Genomic DNA, 21,933 nt, shown 5'->3' with positions numbered 1-21,933 from the left:
TGATAGGCAGGACAAACGACCAGGTTTCAGCGGATATCGGTAGCCTCCAGGCCATCATCATTTAGCGGATTCCAGCCGGCTCCAATAAGTCGTCAGTAAGGGAATCTGGGGAAGTATCTTGATGGACTGGCGCAGGACGCGGCCGTCCGCGGCGATGAAGGGAAAAAGTGGGAGTTTGGCTATGCCGCTGGAATTTCTCCGTATGCTCCTGCCTCCGCTCTTTACTCTTATTTTAATGGAACAGTCGAACCATAGGATTCAACAATGCTTACTTTTTGAGTTTTCGAATCAGGGTGATTTTTTTCTTTAAATGCCAAAGCAATTTGACGGTGAGAGGCAGCTTCTCTTGCATCTGCCTTTGCAGCCTCTTCATATTTTCTTACCAGGGCTTCAGTATGTGCTTGCAGGTCCTGGGCTTTTTTTCCGTACAGGTAGCTTTTTTCCTCGTAATGCGCAAGCATCCCCCTCAGTTCCCTTATCTTCGCCCGTGACTTTCCTGCTTCATCTTCGTAGTATTTGGCAACCGTCTCATGTTTTTTCATGAGCTCATCTTCGAAATATCTCTCGACCACCTCGCGAGCATTTGGGTTCTGCTCATCATTCTGTGCAAGGGTCTGGGTGATCCGGATACCAGAATGATCAGCCGCCTGGGCAACGGGTATTAGTAAAATCAATATGATAAGCAGAGGGCAAGCCTGTCTCATTGTTTTACCGGAGCAAAGGATTTAGCAGGTAAAAAACGGTGAACGTGCTTAATGCTAGTTTATGTAAGTTGCTTCGTCAATTTTTATGTTTAAAGTGGCTCAGGCAAGGTACAGGGTTACAGCCAGGTTCTCGAGAGCCCGGCGGATAGCGAATGGAGCCGAGTGCCGTAGCGGTTATCCCGGGGAAATATGCGCATCCTGCGGCAATAGCGCAGGGATTTTTACTGAGGAAGGATGTTACCAGGAGGGTGCCGATGCAATGGGCAGAAAAATACACTCAACATTGCATCGGCGCGTTTGTTCTATTTTGAAAGAATGTTAGCGAACTTCTGTAAGTACAACGGATTTTTGTAAGGCGGCTACTCTGTAATTGCTCTTATCGACAGTTGCGATGGAATAGCTGTTTTCTTTGGCAGTGGCGACACCCGCAGCATTAAACCCAGCAAAAACCAGCGCAACGGCCAGGCTCATCGAATAGAAAATGCCCACTGTTCTGCCCTTAATCATCATACCCTCCACGAAATCAATAGCGAAAAAAGCTACTTTTTGAAGCTGCGTTTGTTACTTCTTACTACGTTTGTGAAGCATGTGTGAAGAATATGTGATGAAATCACATTTGTAAAGTATTTTTCGATAAAAACTTGCTTTAGTTGAGGCTTGTCAATCTTGCGTTAATTTCCGTTTTTCGATCAGTCGAAAAATGACTGATCCGGCATTGAGCTTTTTGCTTGATCAGAAAGGCGTTTACTGGGACGTTGTTCCAGAGTGACGTAGAAAATTTTGAGGGTCCAGCGGGTTTTGTAACGGTTGAGATTCCGCAACAATTCAGAAAAGAGGGAAAGTATTCCCGGAACCGAGGGGTAAGATAGCCTGAAGGCATGAAACATTGATAGCAATATACAGGTGTTCATCCGTACAGTGCCGTTTCCGATTACATTATCCTGAGGTTAACTCAGGCAGGAACAGAGCCTAATGCAGGTCTGAAATCGTGCTCAGCTTTTGAAGACTGCCACTGGGGGTGAGGGGAGTGTTCTCTTCGAGTTGCGCAGCCATTTGCCGATGCAGGGCTGCTTCCCTCGTATTGGCCTGCGTCTCCTTCTCATACTTGCGTGCCAATGCGTAAGTATGGGCCAGCATGTCCTGGGCTTCTCTACCGTAGAGATAGCTTTTATCCTCATACTGCTCGAGCAGGCGTTTCTGCTCTTGTGCTTTTGCATGCATCTCCACGGCCGCGTTGTCGTAATATCTGGCGACAGCTTCGTGATCACTTCTGGTCACCGCGTTACGCGACGCTGCATCGACATCAAAACTTTCCGCCTCGGCCGTTGCCGGAACGGGAAAGCTCACCGCGACTATAAAGCTGAGCAGGGAGAACGTAGTAGCGATAATTTTATCGATCTTCATCATCACACCTCTTCAGCATTTTGGATAACGGATCAGTCACGTTAACATCCAGCTTCTATGGGTGAAGAATATGTGAATTTCGAAACTTTGTAAACTTGTTTATGTTTTAAGTGTATTTATGATGACATCCGTCAACTTTTGCTGATTTGCCATCGCGTTGTTTTTCTTTCCACATTGCAACAGAACCGGATTATTCGTAATGGTACCTTCTCCTGCTTCTATCGAGTCAATATGCTGAATCAGAACGCTTTCGGCTATTTATATTGCCAGGGTCACTGACTGCGCGCTGGGCATGCTCAGCCCGCGAAGGTCGCGTCTGTAGTTGGAATGTTGGTGCGCAGAGGTTTAAAGGCTATACGACTGAGGAAATCATAGGTCAACACTTTTATGCAACCGGACGAGAGGATTTCCCCAGCCATCGCAGACGGCGTGAAGTTTGGAGTTCAGGCGCCCTTAGTACGTCCGATACAGCGGGAGACATCTCCTTTTTAACGGGCTGAGCGCCGTAGGACGTGGCTTGAGATGCGCGGGTCAATCATCAGCCAGTCCGTGTTCTGGCTTGGCCAGTCCCGCAAAAATGCGGGTGAAAACGCTCATCCGCTCCAACGCGCGAAGCGATTATAGAGCGCCTTGTGCGGGTCGTGGTTTTGGGGAGCGTCCTTCCATTACGGCCGTTCCTTATCACGTAAATAATCCCGCTGAGCACTCGCAGATCGTCCACTTGGGGAACCCCATGGGACAAGGGAAAATGAGGCTTTATAAGGTTGAACTACTCGGAAAACTTTAGATTTCGGAGTCTAAGGGTTTGATCGTACGGCTACTCCTTCTTCATCGCATGTCCGCCGAATTGATTGCGGAGCGCCGATAGCAGCTTGTCGGAGAACGAATCAGAATCCCGTGATTGCAATCGTTGCAACAACGACAAGGTAATGACAGGCGCGGCGACGTTCAGGTCTATCGCCTCGGCTACCGTCCAGCGTCCCTCTCCGGAATCGGCAACATAGGGTGCAATGCCTTCAAGACCCGGGTTTTTTTCCAGGGCAGCAGCGGTCAGATCGAGCAGCCAGGATTGAATCACGCTGCCGTAGCGCCAGATTTCCGCAACCTGATGCAAGTCCAGCTTGAATTCTTCCTTATGGTGCATGATCGCAAAACCTTCGCCGTAGGCCTGCATTATTCCGTACTCGATGCCATTGTGGATCATTTTGGTAAAATGACCGGCCCCGCACGGACCAACGTGACCCCATCCTTTATTTGGGCCGGGAGCAAGAGTTTCAAAGAGGGGTTCCAGGTGTGACACCACGCCATCGTCGCCGCCCACCATCATACTGTAGCCGTTTTCAAGGCCCCAGACACCGCCGCTGGTGCCCACGTCTACATAGTGAATCTGACGTGCCCTGAGCGTTTCCGCCCGGCGCAGAGTATCCTTGTAATCCGAGTTTCCGCCATCGATGATAACGTCATCAGCCTCCAGCAGCGGCATCAAGATGCCGATGGTTTCATCCACCGGTTTTCCTGACGGAATCATCAGCCAGATGATGCGTTGTGGCTTCAATTTGCTAACCAGATCCTCCACCGAGGAGGCGGCGACGAGGCCTTTTTCTTCCAACTGCTTCATGGTATCAGTGCTGCGGGCGTAACCCGACACCTGGTGTCCCGCCTGCAGCAGCCGTTGCGACATCGCGCCTCCCATTCGCCCCAATCCAATCATTCCCAGTTCCATGATCCCTCCCTTGGCAATTGTTCTCTGTTGAATAATAATCTTGGACCGGTTCAGGCTGTCTGGTCGCTGGTAGTGAGAATTTCCTGGCGCTTTTTCCTCAGTGAGGCAAGAAGCTTGTCATAGGATGCGGCGAACGAATCGACTCCGTCATTTTGAAGTTTTTCGGTAACTGCATTGAGATCGATCCCCAGCTCCTTAAGCTGGGCCACGTCGGCCTCAGCTTGTGCCAGTCCTTTTCCAAGGGTTTTGCTAGTCCGCCCGTGATCCCGGAATGCTTCCAGCGTTTTGAGTGGCATCGTATTGACGGTGTCGGGGCCGACCAATTCCTCGACGTACAACACATCCGAATATGCAGGATTTTTTGTGCTGGTGCTGGCCCATAATGGCCGCTGGGCGTGTATACCTTTTTTGCGCCAGGAATCAAATGGCTCTCCGTAAAATATCTCACGGAAGCGTTGATAGGCAAGTTTGGCATTGGCAATGGCAATTTTCCCGCGCAAGGCGAGCGCTTCCTGGGTGCCGATCCTTTCCAGCATGGGATCGATTATGTTATCCACCCGGCTGACAAAAAAAGAGGCGACCGAAACGGGCCATATCTTGTTTCCGCCGGGCGAATAAGCATCACGGCGTTCAAGCCCCGTAATGTATGCATGTGCCACGGCCTCATAGTGGCGCAGGGAGAACATCAGGGTGACATTGACGTTGATGCCTTCGCTTATCAGTTGCTCAATTGCTGGAATTCCCTCGGGAGTAGCGGGGATTTTAATCATGAGATTGGGCCGCTCCACGGCTTGCCATAAGCGCTTGGCTTCTGCGATACTGCCTCCGGTATCGCGTGCCAGGTGGGGTGATACCTCCAGGCTGACGTACCCGTCCCCACCATGGGTTTCATCATATACGGACCGCAACACATCTGCGGCCATGCGAATATCCTCGATAGCCAGCGCATCGAACAGGGCCTTTTCGGTTTGTTTTTCATTGGTTCGCAATAGCTGGCGCAGCGCGTTGTCGTAAGCATCGCTGTGCCCGATCGCCTGCTCGAAAATAGTGGGATTGCTTGTCAGGCCATGCAGCTTGTCTCCGGTTACCAGGCGCTGCAGTTGCCCGCTCTTGATGAGGTCGCGACTGATCGAATCCAGCCAGACGGCTTGTCCGCATTGCAATAGCTGTTCCAATGGGTTCATGTATTGTCCTCCGAAAGCGTAGCGCCGCTACAGTGAGCGGCGGAGTGGATGACGTCATGGATTCGGAAATCAGTATTCCATGACTGGAGCGCTAATCCTGCTATTTTTTGCGTGCGTGCAGGGGTTGTAGCGAGTACCCCAAGTAAAGACCCCAAGTAAAGCACAAAATTAGGACAACGCAATTGCTTCACCATTCAAATTTATTTTCGGCACAAGCTGTTGGAGAACCGACGTATAGAAAAAGATAATGTCAAAAGTGATTTTTCCATTCCCGGATGGCGGCAAATACGCTGACACGGTCGTTTAACGGTTTCCCCGCATGGTTGCTGGCGCTTTCGATGACTTCCGCTTCAGTACAGCGCAGGAACGGATTGGTCGCTTTTTCCAGCGCAATGGTGGAGGGCAGGGTGGGCAGGCCTTCGTTACGCAATTTTTCGGCTTCCACTTCGCGCTTCGCCAATGCTTGATTGCCAGGTTCGACTGTCCTTGCGAAGCGGATATTGCTGAGCGTGTATTCATGGCCGCAATAGATCAGCGTATCCTTGGGCAAATCCGCCAGTTTTTTCAGGGAGTCGACCATTTGCTGCGCTGTACCTTCGAACAATCGTCCGCACCCGCAGCCAAACAGGGTGTCACCACAAAAGAGCATGTTTGCGCCATAATAGGCGATGTGGCCGGAGGTGTGACCAGGGATATCGAGCACGCGGAAGCTGAGTGAGAATTCCGGAAGATATACACAGCCTTCTTCGTTTTCTATATCACTGCATTCCTTGAGACGATGGGTGAGCGTCGGAATCGATTCTTTCGCCGGCCCAAAGACGGGTACGGCAAATTCCCGCAACAGTTCAGCATTTCCGCCGACGTGATCGGGATGGTGATGAGTATTGAGAATGGCGATGAGCTTCAGCTTTTCGCGGCTCAGATAATCCAGGACAGGGGACGCATCGCCAGGATCTATAACGGCAGCATGATAATGATCGCGGATGAGCCAGATGTAATTGTCCTTGAAAGCGTGAATCGGAACGATATTGGGAGTAGTAGTCATGATAGGCGCTATTCAGGTGTTTTGAGGCGGCTAGCAGCCGGCGGAGGTGCCGAAGGGTGAGCAACAGGTCAGGCAGATGGATATTTCTGCTGATTCATGAGCTGAGCGATTTTACATGATCGAGTCATAGCACTCCTGGTTGAACGCCAGTTGACGTTAAATATGCAAACCAAAAGTATAGTCGAGTGGTTTGAAACTTGCCTGGGCCAGTATCTGCTGGAACGGGAGCAGAAATATTTCGATAAGGCGGTGGCAAACGTGTTCGGTTACAACGCGGTGCAGGTCGGGTTTCCGCAATACGATTTCCTGCGCACGAACCGTATGCCACTCAAGTTTTGTGCGGCCCCTGAAAAAGGAGCCGACGTTCTTGCCGCTCCTGACTTTCTGCCGATCGAGACGAATAGCACCGACCTCGTGCTTATGCCCCATATGCTCGAATTCAGTTCCAATCCTCATCAGATACTCCGTGAGGTGCAGCGGGTATTGATGCCGGAAGGTAATCTTATTGTTTCCGGTTTCAATCCACGCAGCCTCTGGGGCATAAGAGGCTTGTTCGGCTCGCCGCGGGAGGGGGGTTTTCCGTGGCGGGGCAATTTTATCGCGTTGCCGCGGCTCAAGGACTGGCTGACATTATTGGATTTTGAAATCACGGAAGACCGCCAATGCTGCTACGCACCCCCATTCAGTCAGGAGAAATGGCTGACGCGTTTTCATTTCATGGAAGAGGCAGGAGAGCGCTTGGGGCGCTTCTCCGGGGGTGTCTATTTCCTCACCGCAGTCAAGCGTGTTCATGGCATGCGCGTTATCAAGCCTGAATGGAAAGAAGTGCGGGCGAGGAAAAGAGCAATGTCGCCGATTGCACGCAAGATCAAAGGCACAGCCGCCACGAATGAGCCGCCCAAGGCTGCACGCATTGGAACTTTACCGCAAGGCGAGAAGTGAAAGCGAAACTTGCCGAGGTAGTCGAAATATTTACCGATGGAGCCTGCAAAGGGAATCCGGGGGTGGGCGGGTGGGGCGCCTTGCTGCAATACAACGGGCATAGACGCGAATTATTCGGTGGAGAGAAAATGACCACCAATAATCGTATGGAGTTGCTCGCTGTCATCCGAGCGCTGGAAGCGCTGACCAAGCCATGTGAAGTACGCTTGCACACCGACTCATTGTATGTACAGAAGGGTATCAGCGAGTGGATACACGCCTGGAAAAAGCGCGATTGGCGTACCGCCGACAAAAAGCCGGTAAAAAATGATGATTTGTGGAGAGAACTCGATCTGCTGACGCAGCGCCACAAAATAGAATGGTTATGGGTGCGGGGGCATTCGGGCCATGATGGCAACGAATATGCCGATATGCTGGCCAACCGGGGCGTGCAGACGGCTCTGCGGGGTGTTTCCGCAAATTAGACGGGTAGCCATCCCCATCAATCTTCTGAAAGTCATTCAACCGGGAGTGATTTTCTGTAAGACAAAGAGGGAAGAGTTAAACCGGAGTAATTATCCGCAATACAAGAGAAGGGCTGGTTGATGCGTCAGATTTTCATAGATACGGAAACGACGGGACTCGAGCCTAAACTGGGTCATCGAATTATCGAAATCGGGGCGGTGGAGATGATGAGCCGGCGATTGACAGGTCGCCGCTTCCATCATTATCTCAACCCGGAACGCGAGATCGAGGAGGGCGCCTTGCAGGTGCATGGGATAACCAGCGAATTTCTTCTGGACAAGCGAAAATTCGCTGACGTGGTGCATGAGTTGCTCGAGTTCATCGATGGCGCCGAGCTGATCATGCACAATGCAGCGTTCGACGTCGCATTCCTTGACCATGAGCTGGGGCTTGCCAACTTGCCGGCTCTCTGCGAATGCTGCCACTCGGTGACCGATACCCTGAAAATGGCGAAAGAGCTGTTTCCCGGTAAAAGGAACAGCCTGGATGCGTTGTGTGAGCGGTACGAGGTGGATAACTCACGGCGCGCGCTGCACGGTGCGCTGCTGGATGCGGAACTGCTCGCGGAAGTTTATCTTGCCATGACGCGCGGGCAGGAGAGCCTGCTCATGGAACTCGAAGCACCATCTCCGCTTGATCTCGATATCAGCCTGCATGATTTGCAACTGGTCGTCCTGCCTGCCAGTGCCGAAGAACTGGAAGCGCACGCCCGTCAACTGGAAATGATCGAAAAGGAAAGCAAGGGTAAATGCCTGTGGATGCGGCTCGATCCGGCAGAAGTGTAGGGCCCTGATTCAAGGCAACCGTGGCTACGGCGAAACAAAAAGGAAATAAACCGGATTCGGGAAGCAAGTCAGTTCTGCCGAACGATAAACGGATCGTCAGGCATAGCTGATGTGCCCGCGCCATGAACCTGCCGAGGCCTGCTCCTGCTAATCTGGAAAACATTCCATCAAAAAAGCTCAAGCTGGTCGTTTGGTTTTTGCTCTCCGGTTTTTGCTTTCCAATCCTTTCCCTTCGATTTTTCGCTCATGGGTGATTGGAGAGCTACTGGATTGACAGAAGGCGCACGGAAACGCGAGCTGTCCAGTCCTGTGAATCGGTGCGAATGCGCACTGAGCCCAAGGCGTTTCACCGTTTTGTCGAATCGCTGCCGAATCAGGTCGGCCCAGATGCCCTCGCCGCGCATGCGCCTGCCGAAGCTCGAATCGTAATCCTTGCCACCCCTGATGTCGCGCACCCGGTTCATGACCCGGGCAGCGCGATCAGGAAAATGTGCTTCCAGCCACTGCCTGAACAGGGGGCTGATCTCCCACGGCAGGCGCAACATGACATAGCCTGCATTGATTGCTCCGGCTTCTGCTGCTGCCGTCAGTACTCGCTCCAGATCGGGCTCGGTGACAAACGGAATCACCGGTGCAACGCTGACGCCGACCGGAATTCCGGCATCCGTCAGCGTGCGAATCGTCCGTAGACGGCGTGCCGGAGCGGTTGCCCGCGGTTCGAGCGTGCGCGCAACCGCGGGATCGAGAGTGGTGATTGTCACCGCGGCCACAGCCAATCGTCTTGAAGCCATATCGGAGAGCAAATCCATGTCGCGTTCCATCAGCGATGACTTGGAAATCAAGGCAACCGGATGTTCGCACTCACGTAGCACTTCCAGCACGCGCCGTGTCAACCGCAAGTCGCGCTCGCAGGGCTGATATGCGTCCGTATTGACGCCGAGCGCGATGGGTTCCGGCACATATGATTGTTTTGCCAGCTCCCGTCTCAAAAGCTCCGGTGCATTGATCTTGGCGAATATTTTGCTTTCGAAATCCAGCCCGGGCGACAAACCCAGGTAACTGTGAGTGGGACGCGCGAAACAGTAGATGCAACCATGTTCGCATCCGCGATAAGGATTGAGCGAAATACTGAACGGCACATCCGGCGACTGATTGCGGCTTAGTATGGTTTTGGCATGTTCCTCGATGATCTGGGTCTTCCATGTCGAGCTTGTGTCCGGCTCGTCATCTTCTGTCTTGTCTCTGTCGGCGGTTCCGATGAGACCGTCATTTCCCCAGCCATCATCGATGGTTTGACGCGTCCATTGCTCGTACCGCCCCTGGAGATTGGATACCGCTCCTCTTCCTTTCTTTGCTTTCAAGGTCGGCTGCACGAATGGCGGCTCGGCTTCCATGGGTGAATCAGCGTCGGACATGGGAGTGCATTAGAAATAGACGTTGTATGGCCATGGCTGGAAGCGATGAAATCAGGCTCGGTCCCCAGGCTTACATTATTCGCTTGTGTTTGGCTTGTCGCTTCCGAGGAGCATCGATTTCAGTCCGAGATAGCGTGGGGGCGGCTCGGGGATAGGCTCGGGAGTGAGTTTTGCCAGTTCTTCTTCCAGTTGCGTAGTTCGCTGCTCCAGGGCAGCCTTGTCTTCCTCCAGTTTGCTCACCTGCCTGCGCAGACGGGCACTCACCCATTGATTTTTGATTAGGCTGGGCCATGACAACAAGACAGAAATGGTTGCTCCTATGCCTGCCGCAATGACCAGCATCATGGCGAGCGAACTGTCGAAGCTCCATATGCCAAACGCGACCGTCACCATCGTGTCGTTTTGCAGAGCGAATGCTATGGAAATAATGGCGAGGGCTAGGGCGAATATTAAATAATATTGCATGATCTTCTCCCGCAATGGTTGGCCACGGATTGGCGGAAACAGGAATAAGCTTAACACTAAACATATTATGACGAGAAAACCAGTCCATCATTTACGCAATCCCTGAATTTCTTCACGCAGCGCCGCGATCTCCGCCCGAAGCCCAGAGATGGATTCAGCTCCAGCAATCTCCGTATCGGGATTTTCGGCATCCCGTCCCACGAAAAAAGTAGCCAATGTTGCGGTGACATAACCGAACATGGCAAAGCTGTACAGCGCAAGAAAAAAGCATAACACCCGTCCTTCCGCGGTCTGCGGCCAATACTCCGAGCCCATCGTAGTCATGATCATGGCTGTCCACCACACAGCGGCGCCATAGCTATGCAGGCCACCCTCCGGATTATTGTTCGGGTTATTCTCGAAACCATACATTCCTGCTGCTCCGGCGAAGGTAACGATCAGTGTCAGCAAGAGGACGTAACCAAAGCCTCGCCTGCGCATCGTGGCGCCCAGGGCACGCATGCCCCGGTTGACGCTGCTCAACACCCGCAGCAACCTCAGACCCCGCGACATTCCCGCGATCCTGCCGAGGCGCGCAAGCCGCACCACGCGAACGAGCCGGAGGGCGCGTAACGCAGGCGCTATAAGGGCGATGCCGCTGAGCCAGTTCTTTTTAAGATAGTCCAGTTTTTCCGGCGCCAGCCAAAACTCCAAAATAAAATCGAGAATAAAAATTACCCAGATGATGTAGCCCACGGATTCAACCAGAGGGTTGAGTCCCCAGACAATCTCCACCACTATCAATGCAAGCCATATGAAAGCGAGCACCAGCATGGGTATCTCCAGCCACTCCTGCAGCTGTTGCAGAAGCGTGCGACGCTCGTCCACTATCCTGTCCTGCAAGGGGAACGATTGTTCATTCATGTCATAATTCTCCTCGAAGCCAATCCACGTTCTATATCCATGCTATCTTTGAAGAAGGAAGCCGAAATCGTTGCTGATAGCCTTTCCCTTCTTAATTTAAACACAATGGTTACCAGCTAAGCGTGCGGCGGCATGGAATGCCGTCGGTTGAGCAAAATGCCGAAAGAGGGTCGTAAGATGCGCTCTCTGACTCCTGATATTCATACGGGATTATCCTGCAACATGAAACCTGTCATTCTTGCACTGCTGCTTTTTTCAGGAGCGACAGACTTGGTGCACGCGCAGGCTGTGCCGGGTGTTCCCGGGAAATCGGATATTAAGCCCGATCCCAGAGTGGCAGAGCTTGAGATGGCTTTGAATCACCTGAGCCAGGAACAACAGACTGTTTACCAGCAATTCCAGATGATTCAGGAATTGCGGCGCAACGAAATACAGGATAGCCAACCACTCACCGTGCAAGGGTACCTGACAATGGGTGGGGTGAAGGATGCGCCGCCGACAAATTATGATGACAATATCAGGTTGCAGCGCGAGCGCACGGAACGCATCCAGCAATACACCCGCGACTTGAACCAGTTCTATGCACGCTATTCCGAACTGGGAAATCAGAAGAGAGCACTCCTGGACCAGCTCACGGAACTGGTCCAACAGGCGCAGGCGGACCGCTAGCTTCCCCGCGCAGCGCCGCGTTCGATCGGAGGCTAACCAGGGATATTTCATCGCTATTCCGTTTGATCGCGGGTATTACAAGCAACCATTTGTCGAATTGGTGCCTGGGTACCGTAAGCAACAAAAGGTCGGACGAACTGGAAACATACATGAACCGATGTCCGTTTGAAGCGGTGCGATGCATCAGTGGGGGAATACTTCGACTGCCCCCGCCTGACGTGGAAATAATCGAGTTTGTGGTCGTCGCAATGGTGAGATCTGTCAGCGGCGAAGGTTGTGTTAAATCCGGCTGAGGGGGCGTTTTCACCCAGAGGGACGGGAGAAGCGCCCGTAATCACACAAATCATGCAATTGGAAATTCTGGACTGGGAAAGTGTTCTGGCTGCGGATGCAGCGACCGTAGGCGGCAAAGCATGGCATCTGGCGCGATTGAAGCAATTGGGTCTGCCGGTGCCGGAAGGACTGGTTATCCCGGCGGGATGGGGACGCTTGCATGACGATGAGGCGGTCCCTCCAGCGATCCCGCTCGAATTGTCGGCAGCATTGCAAAAGGCTCTTGCCACCCGCGGGTGGTTGAATCGGCCGCTGGCAGTACGCTCTTCGGCTGCCGGTGAAGACTCAGCCACGGCCTCGTTCGCAGGTATTTACCGTACTTGCCTGAATGTATGCGGTATCGAACAGGTACAGCTCGCGGTCCGGGAAGTGTGGGCCTCGTTATCTTCTCCCACCGCTATCGCTTATCGTCAAAGATTGAACCCGGGCGCATCCATGCCAGGCATGGCAGTAGTCGTCATGCCGCTGCTGCCTGCCGTTGCTTCCGGCATCGCCTTCACCTGCGACCCGATTACCGGCCGTGACGATAGGCTCGTCATCCACGCGCAATGGGGGTTGGGCGAATCGCTGGTCGGGGGACAGGCAACGGGCGATGAATATGTTTTTGGTGAAGATTTGCTCGATGATCACTGGATATTACTGCACGAGCAGATCGGCAGTAAGGCGACCAAGGCAGTCGCTCGACCGGAAGGCGGAACAGCAATGGTTCCGACATCCGCAGTCGAAGCAACGGGATCCGTTCTTTCGGCCGCTCAGGCGCTGGCCCTGGCTGAACTGTTGCGCGACGCGGCGGTGGCCCTGGACTTCACCCATCCATTCTACGATCTGGAATGGGTATGGGACGGTGAACAGTTCTGGTTGACCCAGGCTCGGCCAGTCACTGCCCGACCCCGTTACACCTATCCCGCATTGCAAACGCAACCCGCCTACTGGACACGTGGCAACACCTGCGAAGTAGTTCCCGAGCCGCTGTCACCGATTGATTGGTGCAATGCGCGCAAACTCGTTAACGAACTGCTCACCCAGGGCTACATTCTGGCGGGTTATCCATTGCTGCCAGGATTGCAGCGTGCGGGACTGTTTCATGGCCGGCTTTATTTACAGCTTTCCTTGTTGCAGTGGGAAGTTTTCGATGCATTAGGAGTGATTCCCCAGCTGACGAATTCGCTGATTGGCGGCAGGCAGCCGGAAATTACGCTGCCGAGCGCAAGTCCTGTCGATGGTTTTGCGCGCTTGCGAAGGGTCGTCCGTTATATGCTACGCTCTCCAGCCCAGCGCCGCCGGGGCCAGTGCGCCATGGAGCGCGCCATGGCCGAGGCGGTTCAGTGGCGCAAGCAGCCGCTTCCTGAGGATGTGGCAGGGTTGCGAGCCGAAATTCTCCGTCATTTTCACGTCGCCCGCAGCGCAGCCGATTTGTTTTTCTTGCAGGGCTCAGGGGGCGGAAGCTTGGCAATGCTCGTCGACCAGCTGGATAAGTGCTTTCCGGGTGAAGGATATGCATTGGCTACCGCCTTGCTCGCCGGTGGAGAGCCGAGCGTTACCGCACGCCAGTCATATGAATTGATGGCGCTGGCGCGTTTGTGGGGGGAAAGCATTCGGCAGGAAAGAGTGGAAGCTTCCAGTGATCATGGGCATTCAGAAAATCCCAGGTTTCAGGATGCCTTCAATGAGTTTCTTGAGCGTTACGGGCATCGGGGATTGTATGAAAGTTATTTCCGGAATCCGAGATGGCGGGAGGCGCCGGAATATTTACTATCGCAACTGGGGCAACTGGCCGAAGTGGATGAGGCGGCGTTGCAGGCTCGTCAGAAAGCGGCGGTGACTGAAGCGCTGGTACGTATCCGATCCGGTGTACCGTTCTGGAAACGCGCATTTATCCTGAAATTGGCAAAGGCAGCGACGCAGGAATGCAACCAGCGTGAAGCCGCACGCAGCGCCCTGACTGCACTGATGGAGCCCGGGCGCCGTCTGCTGCTCGCAGCCGGTTGCTATCTGGTTGAACAGGGAGTGCTGGTGCGGGAAGCGGATATTTTTCAACTCATGCTCTCCGAGATATTGCGTGTGCTGGATGGAGATATCCCCGAGACTGGAGTAAAGGCTCGCGTGAGCGAGCGGAAGAGGCTTTTCGAACAATGGTCGCAGGAAACGGCACCGGATGTTCTGGTCGAGGCATCGAGGCATTCACGGCAGGGTTGGCAGGCAAATGAGTCCGCCGCAGCCTCAGTCACAGCCTCAAATAACTCACGCCGCTACCAGGGCATACCGACCGGCACAGGCTTGGCGAGAGGTAAAGTTCGCCTTTTGCTCCACCCATCCGACGGCTACAAATTGCAGAAGGGCGATATTCTGGTTGCTCCCTCCACCGATCCCGGCTGGACGCCTCTTTTCCTCAGGGCAGCAGGATTGGTTGTAGAGACGGGCGGTTATCTCTCCCACGGGGCCATCGTTGCCCGTGAGTTTGCTATTCCTGCGGTCGTTAACCTGACGGGGGTGTTGGCCGAACTGAAGGATGGGGATATGGTGGAAGTCGATGGCATGAGTGGCGGGGTGACGTTGCTTGAACGAAATGGACAGTAACGGACCGCTTTGGCTAAAGGAGAAAAATAATCCGAATCAGCGACCGAATCACTTACCTATTGCAGCCAGGCAATATGACTGACTTGACAGTAACGATATAAACGACTAGCGTTTCAATCAGTTGCCGAGCCATGACAATCCCATCCACTTTGTTGGTTCCTGTTTTTGCGTGATGCCAGCGGGCACCCTTATATCATGGGAGATATGCCTGATTCCGGTTCACTTGAAACAGAGGAGTGGGTTGATCCGTTGGTTGTTGCGCTGCGGCCTCCTGATTGATATCCCGCGATAGCGCCACTTTCACGCAAAAAAATTGCAACTCCATGATATCTGGCGTCGATTCGGAACTCCTGCTCTGGGACGCTTCTGAAAATCCCCCACGGCTGAATGTGCGTGGCAACTGGACGCTCGAAAACTATGCCGCGCTGGGCGAGCAGATCGCCTTGCTCCGGCATCGCTCACGAGGTCTCGCCGCAGCAGGGCGCAACGTAGATCTGGGCGGGCTTGCGGCGCTGGATACCGCGGGAGCCGCGCGCCTTTACGAACTGCTCGGCGCAGAACTTGCCGGAGAGCTTGCCGCTTCCGATGCGCTGAGCCGCGAACGGAGCGCGCTGCTGCTGATGGTGGCCAAGGCGATGGAGGCTGCCGGGAAGGTATCCCAAAGGCGGCAGCGGGGTGCCTTTATCGAAATATTCGGTCACGCCGGAGTTGCGCTGGAAATCTTCCGGCAGCAAATCCTGGCCTTGCTCGGCTTCATGGGTTTCACACTCGATGCGCTGGCCCGCGGCCTGCTGCATCCGAAACGCTGGCGCCTCACATCGATCGTGGCGCAAATCCACGAAACCGGCCTAAATGCGGTACCCATCATCGCTCTGCTCAATTTCATGGTGGGCGCCGTAATCGCCTTTCTGGGGGCAACCGTGCTGGCCAATTTCGGGGCAAGCATCTACACCGTCAATCTCGTGACGTTCGCCTTCCTGCGGGAGCTGGGCGTCCTGCTTACCGCCATCCTCATGGCTGGCCGCACAGCGAGCACGTTCACCGCTCAGCTCGGTTCCATGAAGATCAACGAGGAGATCGACGCAACCCGCGTCCTGGGCCTGAACCCCGTCAACCTGCTGGTGCTGCCGCGCGTGCTGGCATTGTTCGTATCCCTGCCTATCCTCACTTTCGTGGGGATGATTTCGGGAATCCTGGGGGGTGCGCTCGTGTGCGCTCTGCAACTGGATATTTCACTGGCAATGTTCCTCACCATTTTTCAGGATCAGATCGAGCTGCGGCATTTTCTGGTGGGCATGTCCAAGGCGCCCGTATTCGCCTTCGTGATCGGAGTCATAGGCTGCCTCGAAGGACTCAAGGTCAGCGGCAGCGCACTATCCGTGGGACAGCACACGACAGCCAGTGTGGTACATTCCATATTCGTCGTCATTTTTCTGGACGCAATGGCGGCCCTGTTTTTCATGGAGATGGGATGGTAACGGACGAGGCGCTGTTTCCGCAGAAAGCCGCCCGGACGAGCCCTGACAGCCAGGCAACGGGTTCCTCGGCGCAGAGCGGTGGAGCGATCATCCAGGTACGGGGCCTGACTAACCGTTTTGGCAGGCAACTTGTGCACGACAAGCTGGACCTCGACGTCCATCGCGGCGAGATCCTCGGCGTCATCGGTGGATCGGGCTCGGGCAAATCGGTCCTGTTGCGCTCCATCGTGGGTCTGCAAACTCCCGCTGCGGGCAGCGTGCGTATTCTCGGCACGGATCTGCTCCAGCTCGCGCCCGAGCGGCGTGCGCCACTGGAGCAGCGCTTCGGGGTGCTGTTCCAGCGTGGGGCGTTGTTTTCCTCTTTGACCGTCGTGGAAAACATCGCGCTCCCACTCATCGAAAATGCCGGCCTCACCCGGGCCGATGCAGAGCACCTGGCGATCGTGAAGCTGGCACTCGCCGGCCTGCCGGCGAATGCAGCCGCAAAATATCCGTCCTCCCTATCGGGCGGCATGATCAAGCGGGCGGGATTGGCGCGCGCGCTGGCGCTGGACCCCGACATCCTTTTTCTCGACGAACCCACGGCAGGGCTGGATCCTATCGGGGCGGCGGAATTCGATGAGCTAATCCTCACCTTGCGCGATGCGCTGGGCCTCACGGTTTTTATTGTGACCCACGACCTCGATACGCTCTATACGATCTGCGACCGCGTTGCAGTGTTGTCGCAGAAACGCGTTCTCGCGGCAGGCCCGCTCGAAACGGTCGAAGCCGTCGAGGACGAATGGGTGCAGGAGTATTTTCACGGACCGCGCGGACGCGCCGCCAGTCATGCGGCGGAGATGGGCGGTACGATGGGCGGGGCTAAAGAGATAAGGAGATAACTGATGGAACCGCGTGCGCACCATGTACTGATCGGATTCTTTACCGTTATGACGGTAACGGCTGCACTGCTGTTCACTCTGTGGCTGAGCAAGGCTCCGGGCGACTCCGTGCAGCGCTACTACACTGTGGTCTTCAATGAAGCAGTCAGGGGGCTCTCCATAGGTAGCCCCGTTCAGTACAGCGGCATCACGGTCGGTGACGTGGTCAATCTCGCGCTGGATCCGCAGGATCCCCGCAACGTGATCGCGCGGGTGCGCGTGCAGGGCAGCACGCCGATCAAGGAGGATACCCAGGCACGACTCGCACTGACAGGCATCACCGGCAATTCGGTGATCGAATTCAGCGGCGGGTCTCCCGACAGCCCCGACCTCGTGGCAAAGGATGACCACAAGGACCCGGTCATCGTGGCCACCCCATCGCCCATCGCCAAGCTGCTGGAGCACAGCGACAACATGATGGCCGATGTCACCCAGCTGGTGATGCGGGCCAAGGAGATCCTTTCTCAAGAAAATGCCAAGCGGCTGAGCAGGACGCTGGAGAACCTAGAGCAGACTACTGCAGTGATCGCCAGCCAGAACGATAGCGTGCGGGGAATCGTGGGTGAACTGGCCACTGCCAGCGCACAGGCGAACTCCGCATTGCGGGAGGCTACGCAACTGATGGCGGCAACGAATACGCTCGTGAGCGAGAAGGGCGTTCCAACTCTTGGCAACCTCGATCGCGCCACAGCTTCCCTGGCGAAAGTCAGCGCGTCGGTCGATCAGTTGCTGCTGGAGAATCGGGCCGCGTTGAGCGGGGGCATGCAGGGCATGAACGAACTGGGACCTGCCCTCCAGGAACTACGCAATACCATGTCTGCACTGGCAAGAACCGTACGTCGTCTCGATGAGAATCCTGCTGCCTACCTTACGGGGCGGGAAAAAATCGAGGAGCTTGAACCATGAACCCAATTCCTGGCGCAAGCCATTTCCATCCGCGACTGCCCGGCCGTTCCGGGATAGCGGCCATGCTTCTCTTGGTATCCTCATGCTCGATATTGCCTGCAACCGAAAATCTGGAAATTTATCAATTGCCTGCTGCCGAGTTTGCTCCCCGTTCCTCCGGTAGTCCCTTGCCCTGGACGCTGCGCCTTGCAACGCCCCACAGCAACTACATCACGGATAGTCCACGGGTACTGGCGCTGCGCCAGGGTAGCCAACTCAGTTCTTACAAGGGCATCCGCTGGAGCGACCCCGTGCCGGTTCTGCTTCGCAACCGACTGGCTGGGGCTTTCCGGGCAGATGGCAGGTTCAATTCCATCATTAACGGCAACAACAATAATCTTATTGCCAATCTGGAGCTTGGCGGTGACCTGAGTGCGTTCCAGGTTGAGTATACAAATGATGGACCGCAGGCCACCATATATTTTTATGCCACTCTGTCGCAGCCGCTGCGCAACCGCATCGTAGCAGTGCGCCGCTTTGAAGTCGGCGAACCCGTGCAGAGCCGGGGGACATCAGGAATCATCACGGCTTTTGGGGTTGCGGCGGACAGATTCGCTGCGGAGATCGTCGATTGGACAGTACAGCAGGGGATAGTCCTGCAAACCGAGGCAAAAGAATGAGTCTATGAATCAAACAATGAAACTTCCAAACACCAGGAAGCAGTTCTAATGACTACCTACTGGTTAATGTATTGGAGTCCAATAGCCCGTTAGCCCCGATCAAACAAGGATAACAACACAGGGACATTCTACCCTGTCACCTGGAAGTGTCCTCTGGATTCTCTGGCGGAGCCCGTTTTGCGTCTCCCATGGCCTTGAGGTAGGCAATGATCTCAGTCGCAACCTTTTCCCTGTTGGAAATTTCTTCCGCAAGCGCGGGCATGGGCGTGTTATATCGAATGGTCTGGGGAGCCAATATCCAGCGCTTGAGGTATTCGGGCTTGATGTACTCCACTACACTTTCCGGATAGTTGAGTTCCGGCGCCTTCCCACCCCCATCCCCATTTATCGTGTGGCATGCCACGCAATGTGTGCGGAAATGATCAAATCCCCGCCGCGCTTGTTCCGAAGATGCGGCCGATGGAAGCATGTTCGGAAACGGCTCTTTCATTTTGAGGTCGATAGTCTTGATCTGGTAGGGCATATCAGATATCCAGGTCTCGAGCAACTCCTTTGAGCCGATATTATCCCAAACCAGGTAGAGCGGGCCGAGCGTCGCGACCTCGTTGTTCTGCAACTTGTTGGTCAACGTGAATAATCCCCCATCCCCGTTGGCAAAGGCAAAGTAGCCTTCATGACGGAGGAATTTTTTTACCGGCACACTTGGTTTGAATCCGTCGAGAGCAGTAAAGATAATTTCCCGCGCTTTTTCCCAATCCTTTCCAAATACCTTATCGAATACCGCCCTTGCCGGAAGTACTCGATAGACCCAGTTTCGTCGCTCATGCGGCTCGAACACCTCGAGCGACCGCTCGGGGGCGAGAGCGCGAAGATCATCCACGGACATAGTCTTGACGACTTTGCCTTCTTTTTTGAACTCCACCTTATCGGGATTTGCCGCAAACGATGCAACAGGGAAGGAAAGCGCAAGAAAACCTGCGACTAGCAAGAGATATTGCATAATTCTTTGAATACACATATGCATGGCAGTGAGATGGATTGAAAGTGTTATACCTCTTAACCCGTTGCCAGGCAAACGTCTTTTTCCTGAAGCCGGATTCTTCTTATCCGCGGAATCCCGCACACCTGGCTGCCGCACGCCAGCGGTTGTCCGCCGGCTGGGAGTTGCTACGGTATTCGTTGTTTCGCCTGACCGATGCGATACGGTAGCATCATTTGATTGTCTTCGTGTTCGAGGATGTGGCAATGCCAGACGTATTGTCCTTCTCTGATGAAGGTCATGCGCACGCGCGTAACTTGGCTGGGGTAGGCAATAACCGTATCCTTGCGCCCCAACTCCCAAGGTTCGGGGGATACAGGAGACGATCCCGCTTCCAGCTGGACTGTCCCGCTTTCTTCATTTACAAGTATGGCCTGTCTGTTGACCAATTCGAAGGATACGGCGTGGACATGCATGGGATGCGCATCTTCCGTCATATTGTAGAACTCCCAGATTTCCGTTGTCCCCACTGCCGGGTTCTGAGTAACGGGATCCTTCCATCCACGGGCGATGCAGGCCGCCGGACCCGCTCCCGGGTCGCCCAGAACGATACCTAAAAAGGCGGCGGCGGGGGATTCGTCGAAGCTTGAGGATTCCTTTTCCAGCAGCGCCAGGCGACGGATAAATGTCTCTCGCGGGAGGGGAGGAGTATTCGGAAGCAGCAGGTATTGCGGCGGCGTCGAACGGTCCTCCTCTTGAGCGAGAGTCACGTGAAACTGCATGATCAGCCCGCTAGAGCGAGGGTCCGCCATTTGAAAATCGGTGCCCGGCACTCCTCCCCCAAAGGGTTCATCCGGACCGATATTTTTCAGTACATGTCGTCCGATGGGCACCCGAGTGAAATCGACGATCACATCCGCCCGCTCGGAAGGCCCCAGGAGAATGCGGTTTGCATTCACTGCTGTCATGTTTGCCGGCGCCGGAAGAAAACCGCTGTCGCCACCTATCATCCAGACCTCGATACCGGGAATGCTGTTAAAGTCGAGAATGAGAAAACGCGAGTTGCAGGCGTTCAACAGCCGATACCGGTAACGGGCCTGCTCAACTGTCTGGAAGGGCCATGTATTTCCGTTTACCACCATCATATTGGCGAAAAACTCCGGGTTCCAGATGGGCGGAATATCGGTGTCAGGAATGAATGGCCCCGGGATCCCGTCAAAAAAGGCCCTCGAATGAGGATAGAAGAGAGAGCCGTCGATATTGAATGACCGGTCCTGTATCATGAGGGGAATTTCACGGATATTCCTGTGCTGCGGAAGATGCATCGGGCCATGCGTGGAAGTGGAGCGAGGCAGGACGCCTCGCATGCCGCTTCGGGCATCCCTTATCGCACCGTCTCCTTCAGGGCCCCCGCGGATCATATAAATGCCCGCCAGGCCGGCATAGACGTTCGTACGCGTCATCCCCAACGCATGATCGTGGTACCAGAGCATCGAAGTCTGCATGTTGGGATAAGTGAACGTAGCGCTGCCCGGCTCCCACGCTCCCACGTCGAGGCTCGCCTCGCGATTGAAGAATTGATACCAGGTTCCAAACGCGGCATATTCCGAAGGAATGCCTGCCGCCGCCGGCAGGTACCACGCTTCAGGGTGGCCGTCGCTATGACCGGCAACCCCGATCGCGCCATGCAGATGGGTGACAATCGGGACAGGGCCGCGATAGGCGGCGGGGGTCGCCCTGAAAGAGGGACTCATGTCGCGATGAGCTATGCCGCCTGGCGGGTTTGCCCAATGCAGGGTGGGATCGACCGGCAGCAAGGGCGGGAGGAAGCCTGCGGTAGTGGCATCCTTGAGGCCGTTGATCCATTTTACAATCACTGGTTCCTGCCATTTTGCCTCAATGGTAAAACCTGGGGCGCGATGAGCAAAAGATCGCCGCTTTTCAGGAAAGGCGGGGCCGTATCCCCATACGGTTGTCGGAGGAAACCCGCGAGGCAATATCTGCTGTGAAAACTGTTTTACCGAAATTTCGTAGTAATCCACACGGCGTCCATCCCCAATGACTTTCTTTCCAGCGGCAGGCATCGCCGGTGGAATGAATAGTGGTGTCCGGAATTTATCGACAAGTTCCGGGTTGAGTGACCCGCCGGGAATCGCGGCAATCGCTCTGGAGAGGCCGTTAAGCCGATCAGATCCAAAAAGGGTTAGCAAGCCCCCGGCAGTATATTTAAGGAATCCGCGCCGCGAAACCATTAGGAGCTCCTTCTGATCCACATCCAGCAAAGCTCCTATTCTTCTCGATTTGCACGTGCCAGCTTCGGAGATATCGGGAGTTATGC

At 54.7% G+C, this 21,933-nt stretch carries 20 protein-coding genes and 1 pseudogene; 9 read left to right on the top strand and 12 right to left on the bottom strand.

What is annotated here, in order from left to right:
• Positions 1-227 precede the first annotated feature (227 nt).
• From NMUL_RS08545 to gloB, 7 genes and pseudogenes are all read right to left on the bottom strand, one after another.
• Positions 228-674 carry a hypothetical protein gene (locus NMUL_RS08545; protein WP_049783098.1) on the bottom strand — a complete coding sequence of 149 codons (447 nt, stop codon included), beginning with the start codon at positions 672-674 and terminating at the stop codon, positions 228-230.
• Positions 675-1,022: 348 nt separating this feature from the next.
• Positions 1,023-1,214, bottom strand: a complete 192-nt coding sequence (locus NMUL_RS08540; protein WP_143034462.1) for a hypothetical protein — start codon at positions 1,212-1,214, stop codon at positions 1,023-1,025.
• A gap of 459 nt (positions 1,215-1,673) precedes the next feature.
• Positions 1,674-2,111, bottom strand: coding sequence for a hypothetical protein (locus tag NMUL_RS08530; protein ID WP_238529783.1), 438 nt, complete (start codon positions 2,109-2,111; stop codon positions 1,674-1,676).
• Positions 2,112-2,507: 396 nt separating this feature from the next.
• Positions 2,508-2,868: pseudogene (locus NMUL_RS16600) on the bottom strand (transposase); the annotation flags it as partial.
• Positions 2,869-2,925: 57 nt separating this feature from the next.
• The gene (gnd, locus tag NMUL_RS08525; RefSeq protein WP_011380951.1) at positions 2,926-3,831 is read right to left on the bottom strand and encodes a phosphogluconate dehydrogenase (NAD(+)-dependent, decarboxylating); all 906 of its coding nucleotides are present in this window, start codon (positions 3,829-3,831) and stop codon (positions 2,926-2,928) included.
• A 50-nt stretch (positions 3,832-3,881) separates the two neighbouring features.
• Positions 3,882-5,015 carry a transaldolase gene (gene tal / locus NMUL_RS08520; protein WP_011380950.1) on the bottom strand — a complete coding sequence of 378 codons (1,134 nt, stop codon included), beginning with the start codon at positions 5,013-5,015 and terminating at the stop codon, positions 3,882-3,884.
• 250 nt (positions 5,016-5,265) lie between these two features.
• Positions 5,266-6,060 carry a hydroxyacylglutathione hydrolase gene (gloB, locus tag NMUL_RS08515; RefSeq protein ID WP_011380949.1) on the bottom strand — a complete coding sequence of 265 codons (795 nt, stop codon included), beginning with the start codon at positions 6,058-6,060 and terminating at the stop codon, positions 5,266-5,268.
• Between the two features lie 162 nt (positions 6,061-6,222).
• Between gloB and NMUL_RS08510 the strand changes: the two genes are divergently transcribed.
• The 3 genes from NMUL_RS08510 to dnaQ all read left to right on the top strand — a co-directional run bounded on the left by NMUL_RS08510 (position 6,223) and on the right by dnaQ (position 8,291).
• Positions 6,223-7,002: a class I SAM-dependent methyltransferase gene (locus NMUL_RS08510; RefSeq protein WP_011380948.1), complete on the top strand. Its 780-nt coding sequence runs from the start codon at positions 6,223-6,225 to the stop codon at positions 7,000-7,002.
• Positions 6,999-7,466 carry a ribonuclease HI gene (rnhA, locus tag NMUL_RS08505; RefSeq protein ID WP_011380947.1) on the top strand — a complete coding sequence of 156 codons (468 nt, stop codon included), beginning with the start codon at positions 6,999-7,001 and terminating at the stop codon, positions 7,464-7,466. The genes NMUL_RS08510 and rnhA overlap by 4 nt, the downstream gene beginning before the upstream one ends.
• Before the next feature lie 120 nt (positions 7,467-7,586).
• Positions 7,587-8,291 (top strand): DNA polymerase III subunit epsilon, encoded by a 705-nt coding sequence (dnaQ, locus tag NMUL_RS08500; RefSeq protein ID WP_011380946.1) that lies wholly within the window; start codon positions 7,587-7,589, stop codon positions 8,289-8,291.
• Positions 8,292-8,458: 167 nt separating this feature from the next.
• On the opposite strand, the gene NMUL_RS08495 is transcribed toward dnaQ, so the two are convergent.
• The 3 genes from NMUL_RS08495 to NMUL_RS08485 form a co-directional block, all read right to left on the bottom strand.
• Complete coding sequence (locus NMUL_RS08495; protein WP_011380945.1) at positions 8,459-9,706, bottom strand: PA0069 family radical SAM protein; 1,248 nt, start codon at positions 9,704-9,706, stop codon at positions 8,459-8,461.
• Between the two features lie 75 nt (positions 9,707-9,781).
• The gene (locus NMUL_RS08490; protein WP_011380944.1) at positions 9,782-10,171 is read right to left on the bottom strand and encodes a LapA family protein; all 390 of its coding nucleotides are present in this window, start codon (positions 10,169-10,171) and stop codon (positions 9,782-9,784) included.
• Between the two features lie 87 nt (positions 10,172-10,258).
• Positions 10,259-11,074 (bottom strand): ion transporter, encoded by an 816-nt coding sequence (locus tag NMUL_RS08485; protein ID WP_011380943.1) that lies wholly within the window; start codon positions 11,072-11,074, stop codon positions 10,259-10,261.
• 222 nt (positions 11,075-11,296) lie between these two features.
• On the opposite strand from NMUL_RS08485, the gene NMUL_RS08480 reads away from it, so the two are divergent.
• From NMUL_RS08480 to NMUL_RS08455, 6 genes are all read left to right on the top strand, one after another.
• Positions 11,297-11,743: a hypothetical protein gene (locus NMUL_RS08480; RefSeq protein WP_041353058.1), complete on the top strand. Its 447-nt coding sequence runs from the start codon at positions 11,297-11,299 to the stop codon at positions 11,741-11,743.
• Positions 11,744-12,088: 345 nt separating this feature from the next.
• Positions 12,089-14,653 carry a PEP/pyruvate-binding domain-containing protein gene (locus NMUL_RS08475; RefSeq protein ID WP_011380941.1) on the top strand — a complete coding sequence of 855 codons (2,565 nt, stop codon included), beginning with the start codon at positions 12,089-12,091 and terminating at the stop codon, positions 14,651-14,653.
• 323 nt (positions 14,654-14,976) lie between these two features.
• Positions 14,977-16,131, top strand: a complete 1,155-nt coding sequence (locus NMUL_RS08470; RefSeq protein ID WP_011380940.1) for an MlaE family ABC transporter permease — start codon at positions 14,977-14,979, stop codon at positions 16,129-16,131.
• Positions 16,125-17,012: an ABC transporter ATP-binding protein gene (locus NMUL_RS08465; protein WP_011380939.1), complete on the top strand. Its 888-nt coding sequence runs from the start codon at positions 16,125-16,127 to the stop codon at positions 17,010-17,012. Before NMUL_RS08470 ends, NMUL_RS08465 begins: the two co-directional genes overlap by 7 nt.
• A gap of 3 nt (positions 17,013-17,015) precedes the next feature.
• Positions 17,016-17,957, top strand: coding sequence for an MlaD family protein (locus NMUL_RS08460; protein ID WP_011380938.1), 942 nt, complete (start codon positions 17,016-17,018; stop codon positions 17,955-17,957).
• A complete protein-coding gene (locus NMUL_RS08455) occupies positions 17,954-18,616 on the top strand; it encodes an ABC-type transport auxiliary lipoprotein family protein (protein ID WP_011380937.1) in 663 nt (220 codons plus the stop codon). The genes NMUL_RS08460 and NMUL_RS08455 overlap by 4 nt, the downstream gene beginning before the upstream one ends.
• A gap of 136 nt (positions 18,617-18,752) precedes the next feature.
• Here NMUL_RS08455 and NMUL_RS08450 read toward each other — a convergent pair whose 3' ends face one another.
• Both NMUL_RS08450 and NMUL_RS08445 read right to left on the bottom strand, forming a co-directional pair.
• Positions 18,753-19,616: a c-type cytochrome gene (locus tag NMUL_RS08450; RefSeq protein WP_238529782.1), complete on the bottom strand. Its 864-nt coding sequence runs from the start codon at positions 19,614-19,616 to the stop codon at positions 18,753-18,755.
• A 167-nt stretch (positions 19,617-19,783) separates the two neighbouring features.
• The gene (locus NMUL_RS08445) at positions 19,784-21,847 is read right to left on the bottom strand and encodes a multicopper oxidase family protein (protein WP_011380935.1); all 2,064 of its coding nucleotides are present in this window, start codon (positions 21,845-21,847) and stop codon (positions 19,784-19,786) included.
• Positions 21,848-21,933: the final 86 nt, after the last annotated feature.

Source organism: Nitrosospira multiformis ATCC 25196, assembly GCF_000196355.1.
GTDB classification, from domain to species: Bacteria; Pseudomonadota; Gammaproteobacteria; order Burkholderiales; family Nitrosomonadaceae; genus Nitrosospira; species Nitrosospira multiformis.
Note: the sequence above shows the minus strand (reverse complement) of the source record. Positions and strands in the feature narration are given on the sequence as shown.